Source organism: Pseudomonadota bacterium, assembly GCA_016719885.1.
GTDB lineage: Bacteria > Pseudomonadota > Gammaproteobacteria.
In genome coordinates, this window is record JADJYF010000019.1 from 61,366 (window position 1) to 82,074 (window position 20,709).

At 66.8% G+C, this 20,709-nt stretch carries 23 protein-coding genes; 5 read left to right on the forward strand and 18 right to left on the reverse strand.

Going from position 1 to position 20,709, the window contains the following annotated elements:
• Nucleotides 1-81: 81 nt before the first annotated feature.
• The 6 genes from IPM80_18890 to IPM80_18915 all read right to left on the reverse strand — a co-directional run bounded on the left by IPM80_18890 (nt 82) and on the right by IPM80_18915 (nt 6,117).
• On the reverse strand, nt 82-2,010 hold the full coding sequence (locus IPM80_18890) for an ATP-binding cassette domain-containing protein (GenBank protein ID MBK8960420.1): 1,929 nt from the start codon (nt 2,008-2,010) through the stop codon (nt 82-84).
• Nucleotides 2,011-2,081: 71 nt separating this feature from the next.
• On the reverse strand, nt 2,082-2,381 hold the full coding sequence (locus tag IPM80_18895; GenBank protein MBK8960421.1) for a YciI family protein: 300 nt from the start codon (nt 2,379-2,381) through the stop codon (nt 2,082-2,084).
• Nucleotides 2,382-2,399: 18 nt separating this feature from the next.
• The gene (locus tag IPM80_18900) at nt 2,400-2,975 is read right to left on the reverse strand and encodes a peptidyl-prolyl cis-trans isomerase (protein ID MBK8960422.1); all 576 of its coding nucleotides are present in this window, start codon (nt 2,973-2,975) and stop codon (nt 2,400-2,402) included.
• A gap of 95 nt (nt 2,976-3,070) precedes the next feature.
• On the reverse strand, nt 3,071-3,853 hold the full coding sequence (gene yaaA / locus IPM80_18905) for a peroxide stress protein YaaA (protein MBK8960423.1): 783 nt from the start codon (nt 3,851-3,853) through the stop codon (nt 3,071-3,073).
• A gap of 90 nt (nt 3,854-3,943) precedes the next feature.
• Nucleotides 3,944-4,633, reverse strand: a complete 690-nt coding sequence (locus IPM80_18910; GenBank protein MBK8960424.1) for a response regulator — start codon at nt 4,631-4,633, stop codon at nt 3,944-3,946.
• On the reverse strand, nt 4,633-6,117 hold the full coding sequence (locus IPM80_18915; GenBank protein MBK8960425.1) for a HAMP domain-containing protein: 1,485 nt from the start codon (nt 6,115-6,117) through the stop codon (nt 4,633-4,635). The genes IPM80_18910 and IPM80_18915 overlap by 1 nt, the downstream gene beginning before the upstream one ends.
• Before the next feature lie 224 nt (nt 6,118-6,341).
• Between IPM80_18915 and IPM80_18920 the strand changes: the two genes are divergently transcribed.
• Entirely contained in the window at nt 6,342-6,788 is a 447-nt protein-coding gene (locus IPM80_18920) for a Spy/CpxP family protein refolding chaperone (protein ID MBK8960426.1), read from the forward strand.
• Nucleotides 6,789-6,851: 63 nt separating this feature from the next.
• Here the strand turns inward: IPM80_18920 and IPM80_18925 are convergent, their stop codons facing one another.
• Entirely contained in the window at nt 6,852-7,325 is a 474-nt protein-coding gene (locus tag IPM80_18925; GenBank protein ID MBK8960427.1) for a hypothetical protein, read from the reverse strand.
• 402 nt (nt 7,326-7,727) lie between these two features.
• On the opposite strand from IPM80_18925, the gene IPM80_18930 reads away from it, so the two are divergent.
• A complete protein-coding gene (locus IPM80_18930) occupies nt 7,728-8,726 on the forward strand; it encodes a fatty acid desaturase family protein (protein MBK8960428.1) in 999 nt (332 codons plus the stop codon).
• A gap of 15 nt (nt 8,727-8,741) precedes the next feature.
• On the forward strand, nt 8,742-9,236 hold the full coding sequence (locus IPM80_18935; GenBank protein MBK8960429.1) for a pyridoxamine 5'-phosphate oxidase family protein: 495 nt from the start codon (nt 8,742-8,744) through the stop codon (nt 9,234-9,236).
• Here IPM80_18935 and IPM80_18940 read toward each other — a convergent pair.
• The 5 genes from IPM80_18940 to IPM80_18960 form a co-directional block, all read right to left on the reverse strand.
• Nucleotides 9,233-10,087, reverse strand: a complete 855-nt coding sequence (locus tag IPM80_18940) for a TIGR03619 family F420-dependent LLM class oxidoreductase (protein MBK8960430.1) — start codon at nt 10,085-10,087, stop codon at nt 9,233-9,235. The two genes, IPM80_18935 and IPM80_18940, sit on opposite strands and share 4 nt — an antisense overlap.
• The gene (locus IPM80_18945; GenBank protein MBK8960431.1) at nt 10,084-10,887 is read right to left on the reverse strand and encodes an SDR family oxidoreductase; all 804 of its coding nucleotides are present in this window, start codon (nt 10,885-10,887) and stop codon (nt 10,084-10,086) included. The genes IPM80_18940 and IPM80_18945 overlap by 4 nt, the downstream gene beginning before the upstream one ends.
• A gap of 126 nt (nt 10,888-11,013) precedes the next feature.
• On the reverse strand, nt 11,014-12,510 hold the full coding sequence (locus IPM80_18950; GenBank protein MBK8960432.1) for a 4-hydroxyphenylacetate 3-hydroxylase: 1,497 nt from the start codon (nt 12,508-12,510) through the stop codon (nt 11,014-11,016).
• A 254-nt stretch (nt 12,511-12,764) separates the two neighbouring features.
• Complete coding sequence (locus IPM80_18955; protein ID MBK8960433.1) at nt 12,765-13,415, reverse strand: response regulator transcription factor; 651 nt, start codon at nt 13,413-13,415, stop codon at nt 12,765-12,767.
• Nucleotides 13,416-13,438: 23 nt separating this feature from the next.
• Nucleotides 13,439-14,785 (reverse strand): ATP-binding protein, encoded by a 1,347-nt coding sequence (locus IPM80_18960; protein MBK8960434.1) that lies wholly within the window; start codon nt 14,783-14,785, stop codon nt 13,439-13,441.
• 193 nt (nt 14,786-14,978) lie between these two features.
• Here IPM80_18960 and IPM80_18965 point away from each other — a divergent pair, with 193 nt between their 5' ends.
• Both IPM80_18965 and IPM80_18970 read left to right on the forward strand, forming a co-directional pair.
• On the forward strand, nt 14,979-16,088 hold the full coding sequence (locus IPM80_18965) for a DUF3047 domain-containing protein (GenBank protein ID MBK8960435.1): 1,110 nt from the start codon (nt 14,979-14,981) through the stop codon (nt 16,086-16,088).
• A gap of 51 nt (nt 16,089-16,139) precedes the next feature.
• Nucleotides 16,140-17,045 (forward strand): DMT family transporter, encoded by a 906-nt coding sequence (locus IPM80_18970; protein MBK8960436.1) that lies wholly within the window; start codon nt 16,140-16,142, stop codon nt 17,043-17,045.
• On the opposite strand, the gene IPM80_18975 is transcribed toward IPM80_18970, so the two are convergent.
• The 6 genes from IPM80_18975 to IPM80_19000 form a co-directional block, all read right to left on the reverse strand.
• Nucleotides 16,993-18,189 carry an MFS transporter gene (locus IPM80_18975; protein MBK8960437.1) on the reverse strand — a complete coding sequence of 399 codons (1,197 nt, stop codon included), beginning with the start codon at nt 18,187-18,189 and terminating at the stop codon, nt 16,993-16,995. The genes IPM80_18970 and IPM80_18975 overlap by 53 nt on opposite strands.
• An 85-nt stretch (nt 18,190-18,274) precedes the next feature.
• On the reverse strand, nt 18,275-18,709 hold the full coding sequence (gene paaI, locus IPM80_18980; protein MBK8960438.1) for a hydroxyphenylacetyl-CoA thioesterase PaaI: 435 nt from the start codon (nt 18,707-18,709) through the stop codon (nt 18,275-18,277).
• Between the two features lie 36 nt (nt 18,710-18,745).
• Nucleotides 18,746-19,156: a group II truncated hemoglobin gene (locus IPM80_18985; GenBank protein ID MBK8960439.1), complete on the reverse strand. Its 411-nt coding sequence runs from the start codon at nt 19,154-19,156 to the stop codon at nt 18,746-18,748.
• On the reverse strand, nt 19,156-19,875 hold the full coding sequence (locus tag IPM80_18990) for an alpha/beta hydrolase (protein ID MBK8960440.1): 720 nt from the start codon (nt 19,873-19,875) through the stop codon (nt 19,156-19,158). Before IPM80_18990 ends, IPM80_18985 begins: the two co-directional genes overlap by 1 nt.
• A 6-nt stretch (nt 19,876-19,881) precedes the next feature.
• Nucleotides 19,882-20,211, reverse strand: coding sequence for a hypothetical protein (locus IPM80_18995; protein ID MBK8960441.1), 330 nt, complete (start codon nt 20,209-20,211; stop codon nt 19,882-19,884).
• Between the two features lie 82 nt (nt 20,212-20,293).
• Nucleotides 20,294-20,650, reverse strand: a complete 357-nt coding sequence (locus tag IPM80_19000; GenBank protein MBK8960442.1) for a DUF192 domain-containing protein — start codon at nt 20,648-20,650, stop codon at nt 20,294-20,296.
• Between the last annotated feature and the right edge of the window lie 59 nt (nt 20,651-20,709).

Sequence of the window (20,709 nt, forward strand, 5' to 3'; positions counted from 1 at the left end):
GTCTGACATGCCCATGGATTACGCGCGGTAAGGATGCGGATTTGAATGTCAGACTGAAGTCTGACCCACAGGGGAAGTGACTCACCCGCCCTCACGCTGCATGGTCTCCAACTCGTCCCAGCGCATCATCGCCGCGTCCAGCGCCTCACGCCTGGCGGCCAGCGCATCCAGCACTGGTTGAATCTGTTCGAACGGCCGGCTGTAGAAGTCCTCGGCCGAGCTGTCGTTCTCCAGCGCGGCTATTTCGCTCTCCATGGTCTCGATGCGAGCCGGTAACTGTTCGAGTTCCAACTGCAGCTTGTAGCTGAGCTTGCCCGCGCGCTTGGGCGCTTCGCTGGTGGCGGCGGGCGCCACCTTGGGCGCGGGCGCTTCCCGTTTCCCCGCCGTTACGCTGCTCGGTAGCGGTTCGTCCTTGGCGGCCAGGCGTTTGCCCTGGCGCAACCAGTCGGAGTAACCGCCCGGATAGCGCAGCACTTCGCCGTTTTCCTCGAACACCAGGGTGCTCGTCACGACGTTGTCGAGGAAGGCGCGGTCGTGACTTACCACGATGATGGTGCCCTGGTAGTCGGCGAGCTGCTCTTCCAGCACTTCCAGGGTCTCGACGTCGAGGTCGTTGGTCGGCTCGTCGAGGATCATCAGATTGGTCGGGCGCGTGAAGAGCTTGGCCAGGATCACGCGATTGCATTCGCCACCCGACAGGAAGCCGACCGGCGTCATGGCGCGCTTGGCGCTGAACAGGAAGCCGCGCAGATAGCCGACCACGTGCACCTCGCGGCCGTTGATGATGACGTGGTCGCGGCCGTCACCCACCACCTCGGCAACGGTCTTGTTGGGATCGAGCTGTTGGCGCAGCTGGTCGAAGTAGCCAATCTCGAGGTGCTCGCCGAACTTGATCGAGCCCTCGTTCGGTTCGAGCTGGCCAAGCAGCAGGCGCAGCAGGGTGCTCTTGCCCACACCGTTGTTACCTATCATGCCGATGCGTTCGCCGCGCATGATCTTGACCGACAGCTCCTTGATGACGGGCGTGTCGCCATAGGCATAGGAAATCTTGCGCGCTTCCACCACGCGGCGGCTGGAACGCTCGGCTTCCTGCACGGCTATCTTCGCGCGCCCTTCGCGTCGGTTGCGGCCGGCGAACTCCTCGCGCATGCGTTCCAGCGCGCGCACCCGTCCTTCGTTACGCGTGCGTCGAGCCTTGATGCCCTGGCGTATCCAGGCTTCTTCCTCGGCGAGCTTCTTGTCGAACAGCGCGTTATGGCGTGATTCCGCTTCCAGCGCCGCTTCTTTCAATTCGAGATAGCGCTGGTAATCGCCCGGCCAGCTTTTCAGCTGGCCGCGATCGATATCGACGATGCGCGTGGCCAGCGCCTGCAGGAAAGCGCGGTCATGGGTGATGAACAGCACGCTGCCCTTGAAAGCGCGGATGCGCTTTTCCAGCCATTCGATGGCGGCCAGATCGAGATGGTTGGTCGGCTCGTCGAGCAGCAGCACGTCCGGCTGGCTGACCAGCGCGCGTGCCAGGCACACGCGCCGTTGCCATCCGCCCGACAGCTCCGACAGCAGGCGCTGGTCGGGCAGTTCGAGCGCGGTGATCACCGCGGCAATCTGCGATTCGACGTCCCAGCCGCCGTGGGCCTCGATGCTGCGATGGAGTTCCTCCACTTCGCGCAGACCATCGTCGTCCAGTGCCGACGCGGTCAACTCGCGATAGCGCTCGATGAGGCCGATATGGGTGGCGAGACCGCTGGCGACGAAATCATGCACCGAGATATCGAGATTGCCGGGCAGCGTCTGTTCGAGCTGCGCCACCTGCGCGCCGCCGTGGCGCCGAACCGCGCCGCTGTCGGGAATCACCGCGCCCATGATGATCTTGAACAGTGTCGATTTGCCGGCGCCATTGCGCCCGATCAGGCACACCCTTTCGCCTTCATCGAGCGTGAAATCGGCGTGGTCGAAGATCAGCTGGTCGCCGAAGTCGAGATTGATGTCGTGAAGGGTGAGCAGGGACATGGTGCGGGTCTATCGGGCGCGCGGCGCGCTGGAAATGAATGCGCCACGCTGGCAGCGCGACGCATGGAAAATCACAGGCTGAGATCGACGCCGTCGAAGAACACCTTGCGCCAGCGTTGAATCTCGACCTTCTCGAACACGCCGGCCAGCGTGAAAGGGTCGTTGGCGATGAGCTTTTCGGCCTCGGCGCGCTCGTCGGTGTCGAGGATGATCATGCCGCCCTTGCCGACGCTGCCGTCGTCGTTCAGGAAGCCGCCGGCGGCGAGTATGCGTGCGGTATGGGCGCGCAGGTAGACCAGGTGGGCGTCGCGTGTCGCGGCGCGCAGTTCGGCGACGTCGGGCTTGTCGGTGGTGCGGATCATGTAAGGCATGGTCGATGGCTCCGTGGCTTAGGGCGCGAGCAGGGTCGCGCTCTTGATGACGATGGGCTGGGCCGGCACGTCCGACATCGGCCCGACGCTGGTGGTGGTGGTGGCCGCGATCTTGTCGACCACGTCCATGCCCTCGGTGACTCGGCCGAACACCGCGTAGCCGAAGGCGGCAGGCGCCTCGCCCTGGTGATCGAGGAAGTCATTGGCGGTGAGATTGATGAAGAACTGCGCGGTGGCGCTGTCGGGCTCGGCGCGGCGCGCCATGGCCAGCGTGCCACGCTCGTTCTTGAGACCGTTGGCGGCTTCGTTCTTGATCGTGCCGTGCGTCTCCTTCTGTTCGAGGGTGGGTGTGAAGCCGCCGCCCTGGATCATGAAATTGGGGATCACGCGGTGGAACACCGTGCCGTTGTAGAAGCCGGCTTTCACGTAGTCGAGAAAATTGGCCACCGAGACCGGCGCTTCCTTGGCTGCCAACTCGATGGTAATGCTGCCTTCCGAGGTTTCCAGCACCACGCGCGGATTGGCGCCTTTGTCGGCGGCATGCACCGCGCCGCAGACGAGGGCGGCCATCAACACGATCAGTCGAACGAACATCGCTTATCTCCAGGCAAAAGTGAATGAAATAGACCTAGCGCGCCGGCGCGCCGTGCGCTGCCGCGGATAAAGAATCGCCGCACCGCCCATCGCGCTCACGAGCTGTCCGCGGCGCGGCGCAGGAACACCGGCGCTTGCGGTGTCGAGCGCGCTTCGTCGTAGGCGTAGCCGGCGCTGTCGAAATCCAGCAGCTCGGCAGGCTTGCGACAGCGTCGCTCCAGAATGTAGCGCACCATCATGCCGCGCGCGCGCTTGGCGAAAAAACTCAGCACGCGGTATTCGCCGCGCGACCAGTCCTTGAACACCGGGGTGATGACGGTCAGGCCCAGCGCCCGTTCATCGACCGCCCGGAAATATTCCTGCGAGGCGAGATTGACCAGCACCCGCGAGCGCACGCTGCGGGCCTGGGCTGCCAGTGCGCGCGCAGGCCGCTCTGCCCAGTAAGCATAGAGATTGCCGCCGGCGGGGTTCCTGAGCCGCGTGCCCATTTCCAGACGATAGGGCTGGATGTTGTCCAGCGGCCGCAACAGGCCATAAAGCCCCGACAGGATGCGCAGGTGCGATTGCGCATGCTCGACGTCGCGCGCTTTCAACGTGTCGGCATCGAGGCCCTGGTAGACATCGCCGCGAAACGCGAACAGCGCCGGGCGCACGGCGTCCGCTGACGGCGTGGCGGACCAGTCCTGGAAGCGCTCATGGTTGAGCGCCGCCAATTCGTCACTGACGGACATCAAGGATTTCAACTGTGCCGGTTTCTTGCGCGCCATCAGCACGGCGAGCGCCTCGGCCTCGGCCATGAACTCGGGTTCGGTGGCCTTGGCGCTCCACGCGGGGCAGGTGAAATCGAGCGTTTTGGCGGGCGAAATGACGGCGAGCATGACCAGCGGTGTTGTCGGTGAACCGCCGGTATTGTCGTGGTTCAGGCCATGCTTGGGAAGCCGCCGTGCCGGCCCGTGCGGCGCGCGGATTCAGTCGATCTCGAGCCGGTAACCGATGCCATAGACCGCGTGGATCACCGCTCGTCCGGGTAGCAGTGCTTCAATCTTGCGGCGCAGGTTCTTGACGTGACTGTCGATGGTGCGGTCGGAGATCTCGCGATAGTCGTCGTACACGAGATCGAGCAGCTCGTCGCGTCGATAGACGCGGCCCGGATGGCGCAGCAGCGTTGCCAGCAAGCGGTATTCGACCGGTGTCAGGTCGAGGCGCTGGCCATTGATGCTGGCGCGCATGCGATGTTCGTCCACTTCGAAGCGCGGCGGGCCGGCACTCGGCGCGGCGTGGGGTGTGCTGCGGCGTAACACCGCCTTGACCCGCGCCACCAATTCACGCGGACTGAAGGGCTTGCACAGGTAGTCATCGGCGCCGAGCTCCAGGCCCAGCAGGCGATCGATCTCCTCGGCGCGCGCGGTCAGCATGATCACCGGCAGCGTGCTGGTCTGACGCAGTTCACGACAGATGCTCATGCCGTCGCGATGCGGCAGCATCACGTCCAGCACCAAGGCCGCCGGCGCGAGTCGCGCCACCGCCGGCAATACCTCCGCGCCGTCGCTGACCACGCTGACCTGCATGCCGGCGGCGCGGAGGTAATCGCTGACCAGGGCGGAAATCTTCGGTTCGTCTTCGGCGACCAGGATATGGGCTTGCATGGGAGCGTCCATCATTGCACCAGCGGCAGTTGAACGTGGATGGCCACGCCACCGAGGGCCGACCGTCTGGCTTCGATGTGTCCGCCATGCGCCGCGACGATGCGCTTGCAGATGGCGAGCCCGAGGCCCGAGCCGCCGTGCGCGCGGCCGCGGGATTTCTCGGCGCGGTAGAGCGGTTCGAATAGCTGGCCGAGTTCGTCGTCCGCCACGCCCGGACCGCTGTCGGCGATGATCAGCTGCGCAGCGCCATTCACACGCCGCGCGGTGATTTCCAAATGGCCCGGCGCGTCGGTGTAGCGCGTCGAATTCTCGAACAGGTTTTCGAACAGCTGCAGGATTCGGCGACTGTCGACATGGGCGCACAGGTCGGCGTCGATGTCGTAGTCGTAATGAATACCGGACTGTTGCCAGCGACGCGCGAAGTGGCTGATGGACTCGGTCAGCAGTGCGCCGAGCGAGGCACGCGCGAATTCGTAGTCGAGCGCGCCGATGTCGGCGCGGGCCAGCTGGTAGAGATCGTCAACCAGGTGCGCGAGTCGCGCCGTTTCCTGGCCGAGGGATTCCACCAGTGCGGCGTTGATGGGGCGTATGCCATCGCTGGCGGCTTCGAGTTCGCCGCGCATGATCGCGAGCGGTGTGCGCAGCTCATGGGATACGTCGGCGAACCAGCGCCGGCGCGCCGACTCGTTGTCTTCGAGGGTACGCGCCAGCACGTTGAAGTCATCGACCAGCGCGCCAATCTCGTCGCTGCCTTGTGGCGCGAGGCGCGTGCCGAAGTGGCCGGACGCCAGCGCACGTGCGCCGGCGCCGAGTTCGATGATGGGACGCGACTGGCGGCGCGCGAGCCACGCCGCCACCAGCAGCGACAACACCCCCGCCACCAGCGCGCCGCCCAGCACCATGCGCGCCAGGCGCCTGGCGAAGCGCACGTCGCGTGCGTCGGCCGGATTGCGCAGCGGCGGCACACCGACATAGGCGAGCGTGCGACCGTCCCGGCTGACGGCATGCAGGCGCAGGTCGCGACGATAAGGCAGTGGGCCGGCGATGATCTTGTAATCGGTATCGTAGAGCGTCGCGTCGACGTGCGGCCCGGCGCCGAACAGCGGCCGTGGTTTGCCGTCCCGCGCGCCGTGCGGCGGCGGGCCACGATGCGCGTGGAACGGCGACAGATCGTGCCGCGGCGGCGGACGTTCGCCGCCGAGTTCATCGGGCGGCGGTGGCCTGTCTTCAGTTTGCCGCGGCGCGCGTATGGCTTCGCGCAGCAATTGCCGCCATGCACGCGGGTCATCGCGCAGCGCATGCCAGTCACCGTCGCGCGCATGAACGGCCAACAGTTGCTCGCTGAGCACCGCCAGGCGCGCTTCGCGCTCATCGTTGAGATACCGCAGGAAGCTGCGCTGGGCATACCAGTGGGCAAAGCTTGCGAACAACACCAGGCTCAGCACGCTGGTGCCGACCAGTACCAGGAACAGCTTGTGAAAGAGTTTGAGTCGCATGGTGTAGTCGATGATGGTGCGTCACCTGCCTCGCGCTCGGCAAGCATTCTGCACACTCTGGCGCGGTTCTCCACGATCCCTGCACGATGTCGCCGAAAAGCGTGACGAGCGCCTTCATCTTTACTGCGCGATGCGCGCGGACACTCTTCGCGTCCACAACCACGCGGCCGGCGGCCGCGGCCATGCCGGGCGCCGCCAGCCCATCACTCAACGAGGAGTACGACATGAAAACCCCCACACTTCGCCAACCCCTGTTGCTGGTCCTGTGCATTGTCGGCGTGCTCGGCTTCGGTGTGTCGGCCTGGGCCGGCGCCGGCGGCGGGCCTCGCGGCCCGTTCGGCGACGACCTGTTCTCGACCGAGCGCCTTGCCAGCGAACTCGAGCTGACCGACGCGCAGCGCGATGCAGTCGAGCAACTGATGGACGAGACACGCAAACAGGCGCGGCCCTACGTGCGTACGCTGATGGCGCAGCACAAGGCCATGCGCGCGCTGAGTGAGAGCGACAGCTTCGACGAGAACGCGGTACGCCAGCAGGCCGCGCAGGGCGTAGCGGCCATGACCGAACTGGCGGTGATCCACGCGCGCGGCGGTTTCGAGTTGCGCAAACTGTTGACACCCGCGCAGCGCGACAAGCTGCACGACATGCACGGCCGTCGCCACCGTCGCTGATGCGGAAAAAGAGCGCTCGGCGACCGCAGAGGAGGGACGGTCGCCGAGCGCGAGGGAGGAGTGCTACTGCTTCACCCCCTGCCAGATGAACTGCGCCATGCCGGTGGTGGCGGAATTCTTGTTGCCGGTGGCGGTAAAGGTGGTCTTGCCCCTGTCCAGCGCCATCGAGTCCACGGTGAAGGTCAGGTCCGGCTGACCGGCGGCGTGCACCTTCATGGAGAACGCCCTGACGGTGCAGGACTTGCCGGAGATCTTCATGACGCCCGAGATGTTGCTCGGACCCACCGACGAGGTGCAGTTCGTCGTCGACTTGGTGAAGACGCCCTTCTTGTCGACCTTCACTCGGCAGAAGGTGGTGAAGGACGCCTGCTCGTGGTTGACCACATCATAGGTGACGGTCGACAGACCGCTCACCATCCAGGTGCCCGCCAGGTCAGCCTGGGTGCAGGCCGCCTGGCTGGCGATGGAACCGGTACCGAGCAATGCGGCCAGCGCCAAACGCGCCAGCGGTTTGTGAGCGATGGTGGGATTACGCATCGTATTCTCCTTGGTTTCTGAGATTGGTGTGGCGCCCATCGCTGGCCCGGGAGGCGAGATGTGAGCGTCATGGTCAGCGTGGACCGGGCACGCGCCAGACGCTGTGAGAATCCCCACTTGCATGCCGATAGCGGCCGCCATGCACGCGCGGGCTGTGGGTTTTGCCACCTTGGTGACGCGATCGCGTGCCGCCATCGCGCCTGTCGTTCGTGTGTGCGTCGACATGCCGGCGCCCGTCACATGACCCGCTCGCGCACGAGGAGTGGCGCACGGTCTCACGGACGCGGCACGACTGGAGATTTTTTTCGCCTGGCACGTGGCGAATGCCACTTTCGAGCCGCGCAACTCGCGGGCTCCGCGTGCCGGTTGTACACTGCAAGCAAGTCGCCGATATTCGCCGCCATGCGTAACAGTCCGTCCGCCGCCAGCCTGCTCGAACCCGCCCAACTCGAGGCCGTGCGCACGCGCTCCGATGCCTGGGGACTGGCGCTGGTGGGACATGCCTGGGTCGTCATCATCGGCGCGGCCGCCTTGTTCGTGTGGTGGCCCAACGTCTTGACCTTCGCGCTCGCGGTGATCCTGATCGGCAGCCGCCAACTCGGTCTGCTGATCCTCATGCACGACGGCGCGCACGGTTCCCTGTGTCGCACGCCGTGGTTGAATCGACTGCTGGCCCAGCTGTTCTGCGCGTGGCCGACCTTCGCCGACACCGATGTCTACCGCACCTATCACCTGAAGCATCACACCCGCACGCAGCAGAGCGATGATCCCGACATCATCCTGACCGGCTATTACCCGATCAGCCGCGCCAGCTTGAGGCGCAAGCTCACGCGCGACCTGTTGGGCAAAACCGGATATTCACAGCGGCGCGCGCAGCTCCTGCAGGCGTGGGGGCCGCCGGGGCTGTCCATCGCGCAACGCATGCGCCATTACTGGCGGGCGCTGGGCCCGCAGACCGTCACCAATCTCGCGATGGCGTGGCTCGCCCATCGGGCCGGCCACGGCGGTCTGTACCTGGCGCTGTGGTTGCTGCCCTTGCTGACCTGGCAGCAACTCGTGCTGCGGGTACGCAATATCGCCGAGCACGCGGTGGTGCGCGCGCCGGACGACATGTTCGGCAACGCGCGAACCACGCTCGCCAACGTTCTCGAGCGTGCGCTGGTGGCGCCCTACTGGGTCAACCTGCACCTCGAGCATCATCTGCTGATGTGGGTGCCGTGCTATCGGCTCGCGCTGCTGCGCCGTTATCTCATCGACAACGGGCATGGCGACAAGATTGAAACCGAGCGCGGTTATCTCGCGGTCTTGCGCAAGGTCACCACCGCCGGCGACGACGTCGGTGGCGATGCGCCGCGCAAGCGCGCCAGCGGCACCTTCGCCAACGGTTTCGAGGCGGTCTAGCAGGATGCGCGGCGCGTGACGACGCTGGCACCGGCGTTGCTTGCGCGCGTGTTGGACGTCGAGCCGGTGGCGCGCCTGGCGGTGCTGGACGACGACGGTGCACCCGAAGTCATGCCGATAGTATTCGCGCGCGTCGGCACCACGTTGTTTTCACCGGTGGACGGCAAACCCAAGAGTCATGCACGCCTCGCGCGCCTGCGTCACATCGAAGCCCACCCGCGCGTGGCACTGGTGGTCGATCGCTACGACGACGATTGGCGACAGCTGTGGTGGATACGCATGGCGGCGATGGCCAGTATCGCGGTGGGCCACCATCGCGACTGGCAGGCGGCGGTCGAGGCATTGCTCGACAAGTACCCGCAGTATCGAACGACGCCCTTGTTCATGGGCGAGCCGACCCTGATCTGCTTCCAACCCATGACGGTGCGTGCGTGGGCGGCGGCGGGGGACGAGGGCATTGCCGCCAGTGTCGCGGCGGCGTCTGAGCACGACGGCTCTACGCTGGTCTAGACGCCGAGCGTCGCGCGCAGACTCGCCAGCTCGTCCAGCACCACCGGCACCTCGTGCTGGCGCGTCGGCGGCACCAGGAACACGAAGCCATCGCAGCCCCGCGCGATGAAATCCTCCAGCACCTTCGCATCGATCGGCGCGCCGAACAGCAATACCGTCATCTCGGTGTAATCGCGACCGGCGGCATCACAGGCGGACTTGAGATCGGTGAGCGGGTCGCCGGCGTAGCGGTCGTAGATCGGCATCCAGCCGTCGGCGTAATCGGCGACACGCGCCGGCACCGCGTCGGAATTGGAACCGATGTAGATGGGTGGTCCGCCGGCTTGCAAGGGTTTGGGCTGCGACCACGCCGCGTCGAAGTTGACGTAGTCGCCGTGGAACTCGGCCGGGTCGTTGCGCCACAAGGTGCGAATGGCCAGCGCGCGTTCGCGCACCACGGCCCAGCGTTCCTTGAACGCACAGCCGTGATGTTCGATGGCTTCCTTGATCCAGCCGCCGGCGATGCCGAACAGCACGCGGCCGCCCGACAGGTGGTCGAGCGTGGCGATGGCCTTGGCGGTGATGAGCGGATCGCGCTCGGTCAGCAGGCATACGCCGGTGCCGAGCTGGATGCGCTCGGTGACGGCGGCGCAGGCGGCCAGCGCCGTGATCGAATCGTGCATGCGCGCGAACGGCTCGACGATGTCGCTGCGGTGGTAGCTGTTCTTGCGATGCTTGACCGGTACGTGGCTGTTCTCGGCGAAGAACAGCATGTCGAAGCCACGCTCCTCGACGGCCCGCGCCAGCGCCGGGGGCGGCAGCGTCTGGTCGGTGGGCAGCAGGCAGACGCCGAAACGCGGCTTGGTATTCAAACCCGAGCCGGATGCAGTTCGCGGATGAAGGGCGGTTGCTTGCGCCACATGCGGCCCGCCATGAGGCCGCCGTCCACCACCAGCGCGTGGCCGGTGACATAGCTCGCCGCGTCGCTCGCCAGCCACACCACCGCCTCGCCGATTTCCTCCGGCTCGCCCATGCGCGGCATGGGTTGATCGTCGACCGCCCCTTCACGGATCTTGGCGATGCGCTCGAGCCAGCGCGCGTCCTTCACGCCGGTATGGATGGGGGTGGCGATGTTGCCCGGGCACACCGCGTTGATGCGCACGCCGTCCTCGGCGAGTTCCAACGCGACCGACTGCGTGAAATTCACCACCGCCGCCTTGCACGCCGCGTACACGTGCGGCGAATAGCCGCCGGTGAGACCGGCCACGCTCGCGACATTGACGATGCTGCCGGATTTTTGCGCTTGCATGATGCGCGCCGCATGCTTGGTGCCGAGCACCACGCTGCGCTGGATGATTTCCTGCGAATAGTCGTACTGTTCGAGCGGCAGGCTGGCGATGGGGCCCATCACGCCGACGATGGCGGCGTTGTTGACCATCGCGTCGAGCCGAGCATGGCGTTCCATGATGCGCGCGAAGGCGCGCTCGAACTGCGCTTCCTCGCGCACGTTCAAATCGATGAATTCAGCCGCGCCGAGCTCGTGGGCCAGCTCGCGACCCTTGTCGCCCTGCACATCGCCGATGTAGACGAAGTAGTCCCGTTGCGCGAACAGGCGCGCGGTGGCGGCGCCAATGCCGCTCGCACCGCCGGTGACGAATGCTACCTTGGTCATGCTTACTCCCCGTCGAATCCAGGCATCTGTCGATTCGATCATTGTGGGTCAGACTTCAGTCTGACATTTTGCCCAGCGCCCCGGGGTGTCAGACTGAAGTCTGACCCACAAGGTCATTGTTGCCGCCTACTTGCATCCCTCGTCACAACACTGCCCGGGCTGCGCGCAGTCTGACTTGTCCTTGCTCAACACCCCGCGCTCCATGAGGCGGGTGACGAGTTTCTTCCTGTCGTCGACCGGGTAACGCCGGAAGATCTCCGCCTTCATGGCCGCCGGCGAACCGCCGCCGTGCAGGCTGATCAGCGACATCCAGCCGGCCGCATCCGACGCGGTCAGGTCTTCGATGAAACGCGCGACCTGCGCGCGTTTCTCATAGGGAATGTCGGCGCGACCGCGCAGCACGTCGCTGAGCATGGCGCGCGTTTCCGGATTGTGGTCTTCATCAGGCCCGGGCAGCGCGACGATGAGACCGCCCGACACCTCGTGGGCGAGGCGATGCATGTCGTAGATCTGCGTCGCCAGCAGCAGCTTGCCGATGTTGGAGAACACCGGCTCGGGCTCGACCACGCCGGACGGATCTTCGGTCGGATACACCGACGCCGCCACGCCGCAGGCATAGAAGCCTTCGACGGTCTTGATCAGTTCCACCATGGTGTCGCGCAGGTGCGAGTTGCGCAGCAGGTCGAGGCCGTTGGCCTCGACCATCATCGCGCCGGCGCCGATCAGGAGATCGCCAAAACCGGCGCGGGCCGCGATGCAGGTGTGGCGATGATGGGTGGCATAGCTCTTGGTGAGGAATTCCGAGTGTTCGAACTCGCCGCACAGGAACACCTTGTCCCATGGCACGAACACCTGGTCGAACACGCACACCGCGGTGGTCTGGCCGTACTTGTTGCTGAAGATGGCCTTGTCGGAGCCCGGTCGGCCGGCGGGTCGCGCGATGATGGTGAGGCCCTTGGCGTCGATGGGCACCGCGCAGGCGATGGCGAAGTCGCGATCGGCCGCGGTCATGGCCCGCCCCGGCAGCACCAGCAGTTCGTGCACGTAGGGCGCAGAGGTGACGATGGCCTTGGTGCCCGAGATCACGACGCCATCCGCGCGCCGTGCGACCACGTGCACGTAGGCATTGGGGTTGTCCTGCTCATGGGGACGCAGGCTGCGATCGCCCTTGGCATCGGTCATGGCGATGCCGACCGTCAGGTCTTCGTTCTGCACGCGCTCGAGGTAGGCGCGCAGGCGCGCGTGGTATTCACCGCCTACCGCGTCATCGAGGCGGTGCGTCAATTGCCACGCGGCGTTCAAGCCGTCCATCGACAGGTAACGCATCGCACAGCCGGTTTCCTGGCAGGTGAGGCGCGTGAATTCGAGCTTGGCGAGCAGGTCGTTGCTGTCGCGATTCAAGGCGATGAAGCGATTGACCTGCCCGGCGCGCGAGGCGTGGGGCGCGAGTGCGACGGCGGCGTGGGCCGGGTCGAGCGCGTAGTCATAGGTCACGCCGATGGCGTTGATGCCGGGCGCGAGGCGCGGCTCGTCGGCCACCGAAGCGATGGCGTCGCCATCGACGAACACGCGCGGCTGGTAGCTGCGCAGTGACTCCCGGTAATCGGCGGCGCTCATCAGCATGACGGCAGCGCTCCGGGCGTGGGGACGAGACGGGGATGGCAAAAACGAAATGGGCTGCCCATGGGGCTCCTCGGCATGTCGACGTGGCAAGCAGCGAGGTTACCACGCCCGCCGCGCGCCCTGTAGGTGCGAAGTGCTGCGCATGACGAGGTTGTCAGGCTGAAAGCCTGACCCACAAAGGAGATCAATCTTCACGTGGGTCAGGCTTCAGCCTGACACCATGAAAACCATCCCATGGGTCAATGAATTGCTACCTACGACGGCGGCGCTGGCGCGGCAAAATCCACCAGGTCGACCACTTCCAGGCGCAGCGCGAGACGCACCAGCTCGATGTCGTCGCGCACTTCGAGCTTGCGCTTGATGGCGTAGTGCAGGTTGCGCACGGTCTTGACCGACAGGTGCAGATCGCGCGCGATGTCGTCGACGCCGCGCGCGGCGAGCAGCAGGCGCAGCACTTCGAATTCGCGCACCGACAGGCTGTCGAGCCGGCCATGGGCCGAGCCGAAGCGCTCCCAGGCCAGCAGCTGCGCGATGTCGGCCGACAGGTAGCGCTGGCCGCGCGCCACGCAGGCGATGGCTTCGAGCAAGGTCTCCGGCGGGCTCGACTTGGTGACGTAGCCGAGCGCACCGGCGGTGAGCGCCTGCACCGCGTAACTCGGGTGCGCGTGCATGGTGAAGACGAGCACATGGGGTCGCGCGCCGCGCTGGGCGAGATGGGCGGCGGCGGCGAGGCCACCCTGGCCGGGCATGCTCAAGTCCATCACCAGCACGTCGATGTCGCCGTCGCGCGCACGCGCATAGGCGCTCTCGCCGTCGCCGGTCTCGGCCACCACCACGAAGCGCGCATCGGTGTCGAGCAGTGCGCGGTAGCCGGCGCGCACCACCGCGTGATCGTCGACCAGCATGATGCGCAGCGGCGCTGCTTCGCTCACGACGCGGCCTCGAGGTGGCCGGCCGGAATGTGCAGGCGCACACGCAGGCCACCGCTGGCGACGTGGTCGATGGTGAGCGTGCCGGCGCAGGCGGCGGCGCGTTCGGCGAGACCGGTCAGGCCATGGCCCGCGACGCTGGTGCCGACACCGCGTCCGTCGTCGCTGATCTCGACCTCGAAGCCGTGCGCCGTGCACGACAGGGTGACGACGATGAGACGCGCGTCGGCGTGGCGCACGGCGTTGGTCACCGCTTCCTGCACGATACGCAGGATCTCGGCCGCCAGCGGCGCCGGCAAGCTGTCGAAGCGTCGCTCGCAATGTGCGCTCAAGCGTGGCGTGCCGGCGCAGCGGCGATTCCAGTCCGCCACCAGCGCTTCTACCGCCGCGCACAGGCCGAGTTCATCGATGCCGGGTGGCCGCAGACGCAGCAGCACGTCGCGCACCAGGGCGTGCAGGTGCGCGATGCTGTCGGCGCCGCGTTCCAGCGCCAGTCGCAAGGTCTCATCCTCATCACCGACTCGGCGTTTCAAGGCGGCGGTGGTGGCGGCCAGCGCGGTCAGGTGTTGACCGAATTCGTCGTGCAGGTCGCGCGCCAGCTGGCGCCGCTCGTGCTCCTGCACTTCGAGCAGGCGCAAACTCAAGTGCGCACGCTGCTGTTCCAGCGTCGCGAGCGTGGCCGCCAGCGAATCGCAGGCGTCGGCGATGCGCTGCATCTCGGTGTGACGCTGCGCGCCGAGACGCGCCTCGCGCGCGCCCGCCGCCAGCGCTTCGAGGTGCGCGACGACCGCCTGCAGCGGCCGCAGCGCGCGCGTCATGAAACCGGCCAGCACCACGCACAGCATCGACACCACGGCCGCGGTGAGGGCCGCCATGCGTTGGCTTTCGCGCCAGCTGCGCGCGATCTCCGCTTCACCGTCGACGCTGAGGGCGAGGCGCGCATGGAGTTCGCGACCGCGCTCAATCTCACGCGTCACGCGCCGCGCCGGCGCGAACAGCACGCTGTAGCTGGCGGCAAACCACTTCGGCACGCCGACGTCGGCGCCGCCGCCACGACAATCGCTGCGCCACGGTTGGCCATTGGGATGTTCGAGCTTGAAGCAACTGCCATCGCTGCGCGTCACCACGCTCAAGGCGCTCCAATCGGGAAAGCGCGCATCGAGCGTCACGCCTTCGTTGAGGCCCATCAGCTGCCCGCGCAGGATGCGCGCGCCGGTGTCGGCGATGTGCTCCAGCTGACGCATGGCGGCATGGTGTTCGAGGCCGAGCAGCACCGCCATCGCCAGCGCGAAGGCGAGCAGCGCGCAGCCGGTGGTGACGATGAGCAGGTGGGTGGTGAGACGCACGCCTCGGCGCTCGCGGGTGATGATGGCCGCAGTGTAAACGAGCGCGCCGCGGGCCGCCGTCGGCGCCGCGAAGCGCGGGCATTTTGCCCGCCACCGGTCGGGCAAGCTGCCGTGGCGCGGCGCGCGCGCCTGCCCCAGTCTGCGCTGACGCCCGGCGGGCATGTCGCTCGCGGCGCCACACAGGAGTCACGCCATGGCCGATATCCGCAGTCCCTTGCATGCAGACCATCTCACGCGCAGCGCCGAGCGCCTGGCCGCGGGCCCGCCGGCGCAGGTCGCCGCGTGGCGACGGCTGCGCGTCGACAGCAGCCAGGCGCCGTGGCTCGATACCGGCATCGCGCTGGTGGCGGGCCAGTCGGTCAGCTACTTCGCCCATGGCGCGACGCGCTTGAAGGCGCTGCACGCGGTCAGCGTGCCGGCGCGTTTTCAGCTATGGGCGCGGGTCGGCGCGGGCGAGGTGCTGCGCGGTACGCGCGACAGCCACAGCTTCGTCGCCGAGTGCGACGGCGCCTTGCAGCTCGGCGCCTATTTCCCCGGCGAGTGGAGCAGCCGCGGCGGCGACAACGCGGTGCCGGCCGCCGCCTATCAACAGGTCGAGGGCGACATTGACGTGCTGGTCATCGCCTGGGCCGCCGGTGTCGATGCGCGCGACGGCCTGGCGGCGCTGGCCGGCATCGCCGATGAACTCGTCGCCAGCGAGACGGCGCGCTTCGCCACCGCGCCGGCCACGCCCGCCGGCTGGCAATACCTGTGGTTTCTCGGCCCATCGGAAAGCTTTCGCGATCATCGCCACGCCGGCGAGTCGTGCATTGATTGCCGCACGGCCGCCGACGCCGCCATCCTGCAGCACGACGCCGAACTGCCGCTGCTGCCCGGCACGCGTCTCGCCTGGCGCTGGTGTGTCGATGCGCTGCCATCGGCGCTGGCGGAAGACAGCCTGCCGACCCACGACTACTTGAGCATCGCCGTCGAGTTCGACAATGGTCTCGATCTCACCTACCTGTGGAGCGTGAGCTTGCCGGTCGGCACGGTGTTCCGCTGCCCGCTGCCGCACTGGGATCAGCGCGAGACCCACGCGGTGGTGCGCAGCGGCACGCGCGAACTCGGCCAGTGGCTCAACGAAGAGCGCGACGTGTTCGCCGACTACCAGGCGATGGTCGCGCCGACCGCCAATGCGCCGGAACCGGACCGCGTGCTGCGCGTGTGGCTGATCGCGGTCAGCCTGTTTCAGCGCGGCACGGGCGCGTGTCGTTTTGCCGACATCACGCTCACCAACACGGCGGGGCGCAGGACCATCGCCTGATCCTTCGCGCAGTGGCGGGGCAGGGCGCGATGCTGCATCATCGCCGGCATCGTGTCCGTCCACTTCAAACTGCTGCTGGCCTGCCTGTTCTGGGGAATGACGCCCACCATCGGGCGCGTGCTGTCGGAATTCAAGGCGCCGTTCGTGGTGGTGTGCGGGCGCTTCATGGTCGCCTGCGTGTTCCTGGTGTGGTTCTGCCATGCCGCGCAGCAGTTCGCGCGCGTGCCGGCGCGGCACTGGTGGCGCTTCGCCGGCATGGGCGCGAGCGGCATCCTGTTGCACAACGGCCTGTTGTACAAAGGTCTCGAATACACCAGCGCCACCACCGCGTCGATCGTGGTGGCGCTGATTTCCATCCAGGTCGTGATCCTCGACACGCTCATCTATCGCCGCATGCCCGATCATGTGACGGTGTTCGGCGTGCTCGCGAGTTTCGTCGGCACCGCCTACGTGTTGACCGATGGTCACCTGTCGCAGTTGTTCGCTATCGGCATCGGGCCGGGCGAGATCCTCGCCTTCCTGTCGGCGCTGGCGTGGGCGGTGTATTCACTGCTCGGACGTTCGCTGCTCGATGAGTATTCGCCGCTGCTCGTCACCACCTACGCGGCGCTGGCTGGTCTCGCGATGCTGTTGCCGTTCCTGTTCGTCGAGCCCGCTGCGACGCGCGCGGTGTTCGGCTCGCCCCAGGCGCTGGCCCTGATGTTCTTCCTCGGCTTGGTCGGATCGGCGCTCGGCTTCCTGTGGTATTCGCAGGCCATGCTCAAGATTGGCGCGGTCGGCACCGCCATCTACATCAACCTCACACCGGTGTTCGGTGTGATCGCGGCCAGCGTGTTCCTGGGTGAGCAGGCCTCGTCATCGGTGCTGCTCGGCGGCCTGGTGGTGTGCGCGAGCCTGATGATGGTCAACCGGCCGCGCTGGCCATGGCGCCGCGCCGCTCGTTCCGCCGTTCGATGATGCCGGCCGTCAACGGCACCGCCACCAGCGTCAGCGCGCAGCCCATCACCGCGTTCCAGCCCGCGTGCTGGTAGACCCATGCTGACCAGGTGATGCCGAACCACGCGCCGACGTAGTAGCCGAGCACGTACAGGGCATTGGCGCGGCCCTGGCCGACCGTGAGCTTGCGATTGAGTGCGCCCACCGCCGCCGCATGCACGGTGAAGAAGCCGCCGCACACCAGTACCAGCGCCAGCACCACGGCGATGAGCGAGGGCGCCATCAACAGCAGCAGCGCGGCGGCCAGCGTCAGCGCGCCGCCCATCAGCGTGCGACCGGTGCCGTGGCGATTGGCGAGGCGTCCGGCGCCCGGCGCCATCACGATGCCGACCAGGTAGACGAGGTAAACCAGTGATGTCTGGTCGGTGCTGAGCGCGAACGGCGTTTCGGCGAGACGGTAGGGCATGGTGTTGAAGACCGGCGCGAACACCGCCTGGCCGGCGGCGCCGCACAGGCACGACAACCACAAGGCCGGTCGCGACAGCAGCGCGAGGAAACTCACGCCGTCGCGATGCACGCGCGCCGGCGGCGGCGCGTCGCGCAGTTCACGCCACGCGAACATCATCGCCAGCACCACCGCCAGCGAAGCGGCGACGAAGGCCCAGCGCCAATGGCTGGCGGGGAACACGAAGCCGCCGAGCAGACGACTCAGCATGCCGCCCAACACGGTGGCGGCGACGTAGGCGCCCATCACCACGTTCAAGCGCGCGGCGGGCAGTTGTCGGGCGAGATGGGCGGCCAGGCAGGTGGTGAGTGCCGGTATGAAGGCGCCCTGCACGAAGCGCGCGGCAATCAGCACGCCGAGCGTGTCGGTGACGCTGCACACCAGGCCCGCCAGTGCGATGACCACGCCGCCCAGCATCACCAGGCGCGCCACCGGCCAACGGTCGGCCAGCGCACCGAAAGGCAGGTTGGCGAAGGCCACGCCCAGCAACACCGCGGACACGCTGAACGAGACCTCGAGCAGCGAGGCGTGGAATTCGTCTTCCAGCACCGACAGGATGGGCTGCGTGATATAGATGTTGAGGAAGGCCGCGCACACCAGCGCGAACACCACGCGCTGCAGGCGCGCGGCGTTGAACTCGGCAGGACCCTGCGAATTCATTCGCACATTAATCCCGAATGGGCGGCTGGCGCGTGCAATCTAAGGTGCGAATGAATTCGCACCCACAGGGATGACAGCGAACAAGCTATCGAATCACTTCGCCGCCCACGCCGAAGGTGCGCCCGCGGAAATGACACACCGCCTTGCCGGCGTCGTTGACGATGCTGACGTCGTACATGCCGGTGCGGCGCGAGCGGTTGCTCTCGCGCGCTTCGGCAATCAGGGTTTCACCGAGCTGCGCGGGGCGCAGGAAGTCGATGTTGGCATTCAAGGCCAGGTGCGCTTCGTTGTGCGAGTTGCTGGCGAAGGCCATGGCGGTATCGGCGAGCGCGAACAGCAGGCCGCCGTGACACACGTCATGGCCTTGCAGCATCCAGTCTTCCACTTTCATTTCCATGCGCGCGTAGCCGGGCGCGCATTCGAGGAGCTTGATGCCGAGCTCCTGCGAGGCGCGATCGCGCGCATACATGTTGGCGCCGGCGGCGCGCGCCAGTTCAAGCTTGTCGGTCTTGGTTGTCATGCCGGCGTTCCTGTCGCTGCGGATTCATTCGCACATTCATGTTTGACGCATGTGCTCGCACACCACGCGCACCCTCTCGGCCGGCACCGCCAGCTGGCGCATGAGATACACCTTGAAATCTTCCTGCCAATCCTGCGCCGCAACGGCTTCCGCCATGACGGCGAGCCATGCATCGCGCGCGGCCGCATCGACGGCGAGATGGGCATGCACGCCGGGAATGCTGATGCCGCCGTATTTCGCCTGGTAGAGCTTGGGACCGCCCAGCCAGCCGCACAGGAAGGTCGCGAGCTTGTCGCGCGAGACCTCGAGATCGGCCGGATGCATGGCGCGGATGACGCGCGCCACTTCACGGCTGTCCATGAGCTCGTAGAACAAATCCACCAGCTTGCGCAGACCGGCCTCGCCGCCGGCGGCCTGGAACGAGGCGTCGCCCACACCGTAGCTCATCAGTCGCGCCCCGCTTCGATGATCTTGCGCGCCAACAGCGCGGGATTGGTGAAGCACAGTTCATGGCCGCCGGCGCATTGCACCAGGCGAAACAGCCCCAGCCGCTCCGACAGGCGCGGATGCCAGCCGTGGCTGTGGGGCAGGGCAATGTCCTCGGTGCCGTTGAGAAACGATTTGCCCATCGGCAGTTCGGCCGGAGGGCGAGCCAGGCGCAGGGGCTCGCTCAGCGTCCGCCACGGGTGCGGATTCAAGCGCGCATAGGCGCTCTCGGCCTCGGCCAGCGAGGCATCGTTCATGAACGCCTCGCGCCAGATTGGAAACGGCATCATGGTGCCGCCGTCGGCCGCGCGCAGCGCTTCGAACAACTGCGCGTATTGCGGCGGCACGAGATCGGTGAGGGCCTCGCCGTCCAGCGGCACGAAGGCATTCCAGTACACCAGCCGGCGTACGCGCGTCGGCAAACGGTCGGCGACGGCGGTGATGATCATGCCGCCATAGCTGTGGCCGACCAGCACGAAGTCGTCGAGCGCCTCGGCATCGAGATAGTCGACGAGCGAGGCGATGGCTGCTTCGAGCCCGATGTCCTTGGGCTCGCCCGCTCGATTGCCGGCCAGCGTCGGCAGGTGCACGTCGTGACCGGCCGCGCGCATCGGCGCGGCGGTGGCCTCGAATTCGGCGCCGGTATGCCAGGCGCCATGCACGATCACGAAGCGCGCCATGCCCGCCTACTTGGTCTCGACCAGGATTTCACGATAGCGGCTGGTGCCGGTGTTCTTGGCCGCGTGTTCGGCCGGCACACGGATGGACGGGTCGTGCACACCGACCAGGTCGTCGCCGTCCATGCGCAGCACGAACACCGAGCCGGTCTTGGCGTCCAGCGTGCCGAGATCCTTGCCGGCCACGTCGAACACCTGCAGCGGCGCGCCGTCCAGCACGTAGAAAATGTAGTCGTGCTCATGGGTGTGCATGGGCGTGGTCTCGCCCGGCTCCAGCACGAATTCCCAGACGATGATCTTGTCGTTTTCGAAAACCTTGGTGGTACCGACGCCAGCCATGGATGCACTCCCCTGTGAAGATGAATATCGAGGCGGGAAGGTTAGCCAATTGCGGGCGGGCTGACCATGCACCGTTGCGGCATCAGGCGTGGGCATGCCAACGCAGTCTTTGTCCCACCACCAATTCGGCAGCGGCCGCGCCGCCAGCCGCCAGTTCCAGGGTCGAGCGCGCACGCACGCGCCATGCGCTGCGCCATGGTGGCAGCGCCGCTTCGATGTAGACGATGGTCAACGCCCGATCGAGAAACACCACGTCGATGGGGTAGCGCATGAAGGCGGTATGCACGCTGTTGCAGGGGGCTATCCACAGGCCGTGGTCGATGAACAGTGGCGCGTGCCCCAACAGGCCGCGCATGCGCTCGAAGGCCGAACTCGTGCGGCGCACGTGACCGACCACCACCGATTCGCTGACGTCGTCGAGCAGGATGCCCGAGATCATGTTGGCGTGTCTCCCGCCGGTTCGCGGCAAACGCATTGCGCGCGCCACCCGCCAAAGTT

What these genes read in the sequence shown, in the direction of transcription:
- IPM80_18890 (MBK8960420.1), bottom strand. Translation starts at nt 2,010, where the DNA reads ATGTCCCTGCTCACCCTTCACGACATCAATCTCGACTTCGGCGACCAG.
- IPM80_18895 (MBK8960421.1), bottom strand. Translation starts at nt 2,381, where the DNA reads ATGCCTTACATGATCCGCACCACCGACAAGCCCGACGTCGCCGAACTG.
- IPM80_18900 (MBK8960422.1), bottom strand. Translation starts at nt 2,975, where the DNA reads ATGTTCGTTCGACTGATCGTGTTGATGGCCGCCCTCGTCTGCGGCGCG.
- yaaA (MBK8960423.1), bottom strand. Translation starts at nt 3,853, where the DNA reads ATGCTCGCCGTCATTTCGCCCGCCAAAACGCTCGATTTCACCTGCCCC.
- IPM80_18910 (MBK8960424.1), bottom strand. Translation starts at nt 4,633, where the DNA reads ATGGACGCTCCCATGCAAGCCCATATCCTGGTCGCCGAAGACGAACCG.
- IPM80_18915 (MBK8960425.1), bottom strand. Translation starts at nt 6,117, where the DNA reads ATGCGACTCAAACTCTTTCACAAGCTGTTCCTGGTACTGGTCGGCACC.
- IPM80_18920 (MBK8960426.1), top strand. Translation starts at nt 6,342, where the DNA reads ATGAAAACCCCCACACTTCGCCAACCCCTGTTGCTGGTCCTGTGCATT.
- IPM80_18925 (MBK8960427.1), bottom strand. Translation starts at nt 7,325, where the DNA reads ATGCGTAATCCCACCATCGCTCACAAACCGCTGGCGCGTTTGGCGCTG.
- IPM80_18930 (MBK8960428.1), top strand. Translation starts at nt 7,728, where the DNA reads ATGCGTAACAGTCCGTCCGCCGCCAGCCTGCTCGAACCCGCCCAACTC.
- IPM80_18945 (MBK8960431.1), bottom strand. Translation starts at nt 10,887, where the DNA reads ATGACCAAGGTAGCATTCGTCACCGGCGGTGCGAGCGGCATTGGCGCC.
- IPM80_18950 (MBK8960432.1), bottom strand. Translation starts at nt 12,510, where the DNA reads ATGCTGATGAGCGCCGCCGATTACCGGGAGTCACTGCGCAGCTACCAG.
- IPM80_18955 (MBK8960433.1), bottom strand. Translation starts at nt 13,415, where the DNA reads ATGCTGGTCGACGATCACGCGGTGGTGCGCGCCGGCTACCGCGCACTG.
- IPM80_18965 (MBK8960435.1), top strand. Translation starts at nt 14,979, where the DNA reads ATGGCCGATATCCGCAGTCCCTTGCATGCAGACCATCTCACGCGCAGC.
- IPM80_18975 (MBK8960437.1), bottom strand. Translation starts at nt 18,189, where the DNA reads ATGAATTCGCAGGGTCCTGCCGAGTTCAACGCCGCGCGCCTGCAGCGC.
- paaI (MBK8960438.1), bottom strand. Translation starts at nt 18,709, where the DNA reads ATGACAACCAAGACCGACAAGCTTGAACTGGCGCGCGCCGCCGGCGCC.
- IPM80_18985 (MBK8960439.1), bottom strand. Translation starts at nt 19,156, where the DNA reads ATGAGCTACGGTGTGGGCGACGCCTCGTTCCAGGCCGCCGGCGGCGAG.
- IPM80_18990 (MBK8960440.1), bottom strand. Translation starts at nt 19,875, where the DNA reads ATGGCGCGCTTCGTGATCGTGCATGGCGCCTGGCATACCGGCGCCGAA.
- IPM80_18995 (MBK8960441.1), bottom strand. Translation starts at nt 20,211, where the DNA reads ATGGCTGGCGTCGGTACCACCAAGGTTTTCGAAAACGACAAGATCATC.
- IPM80_19000 (MBK8960442.1), bottom strand. Translation starts at nt 20,650, where the DNA reads ATGATCTCGGGCATCCTGCTCGACGACGTCAGCGAATCGGTGGTGGTC.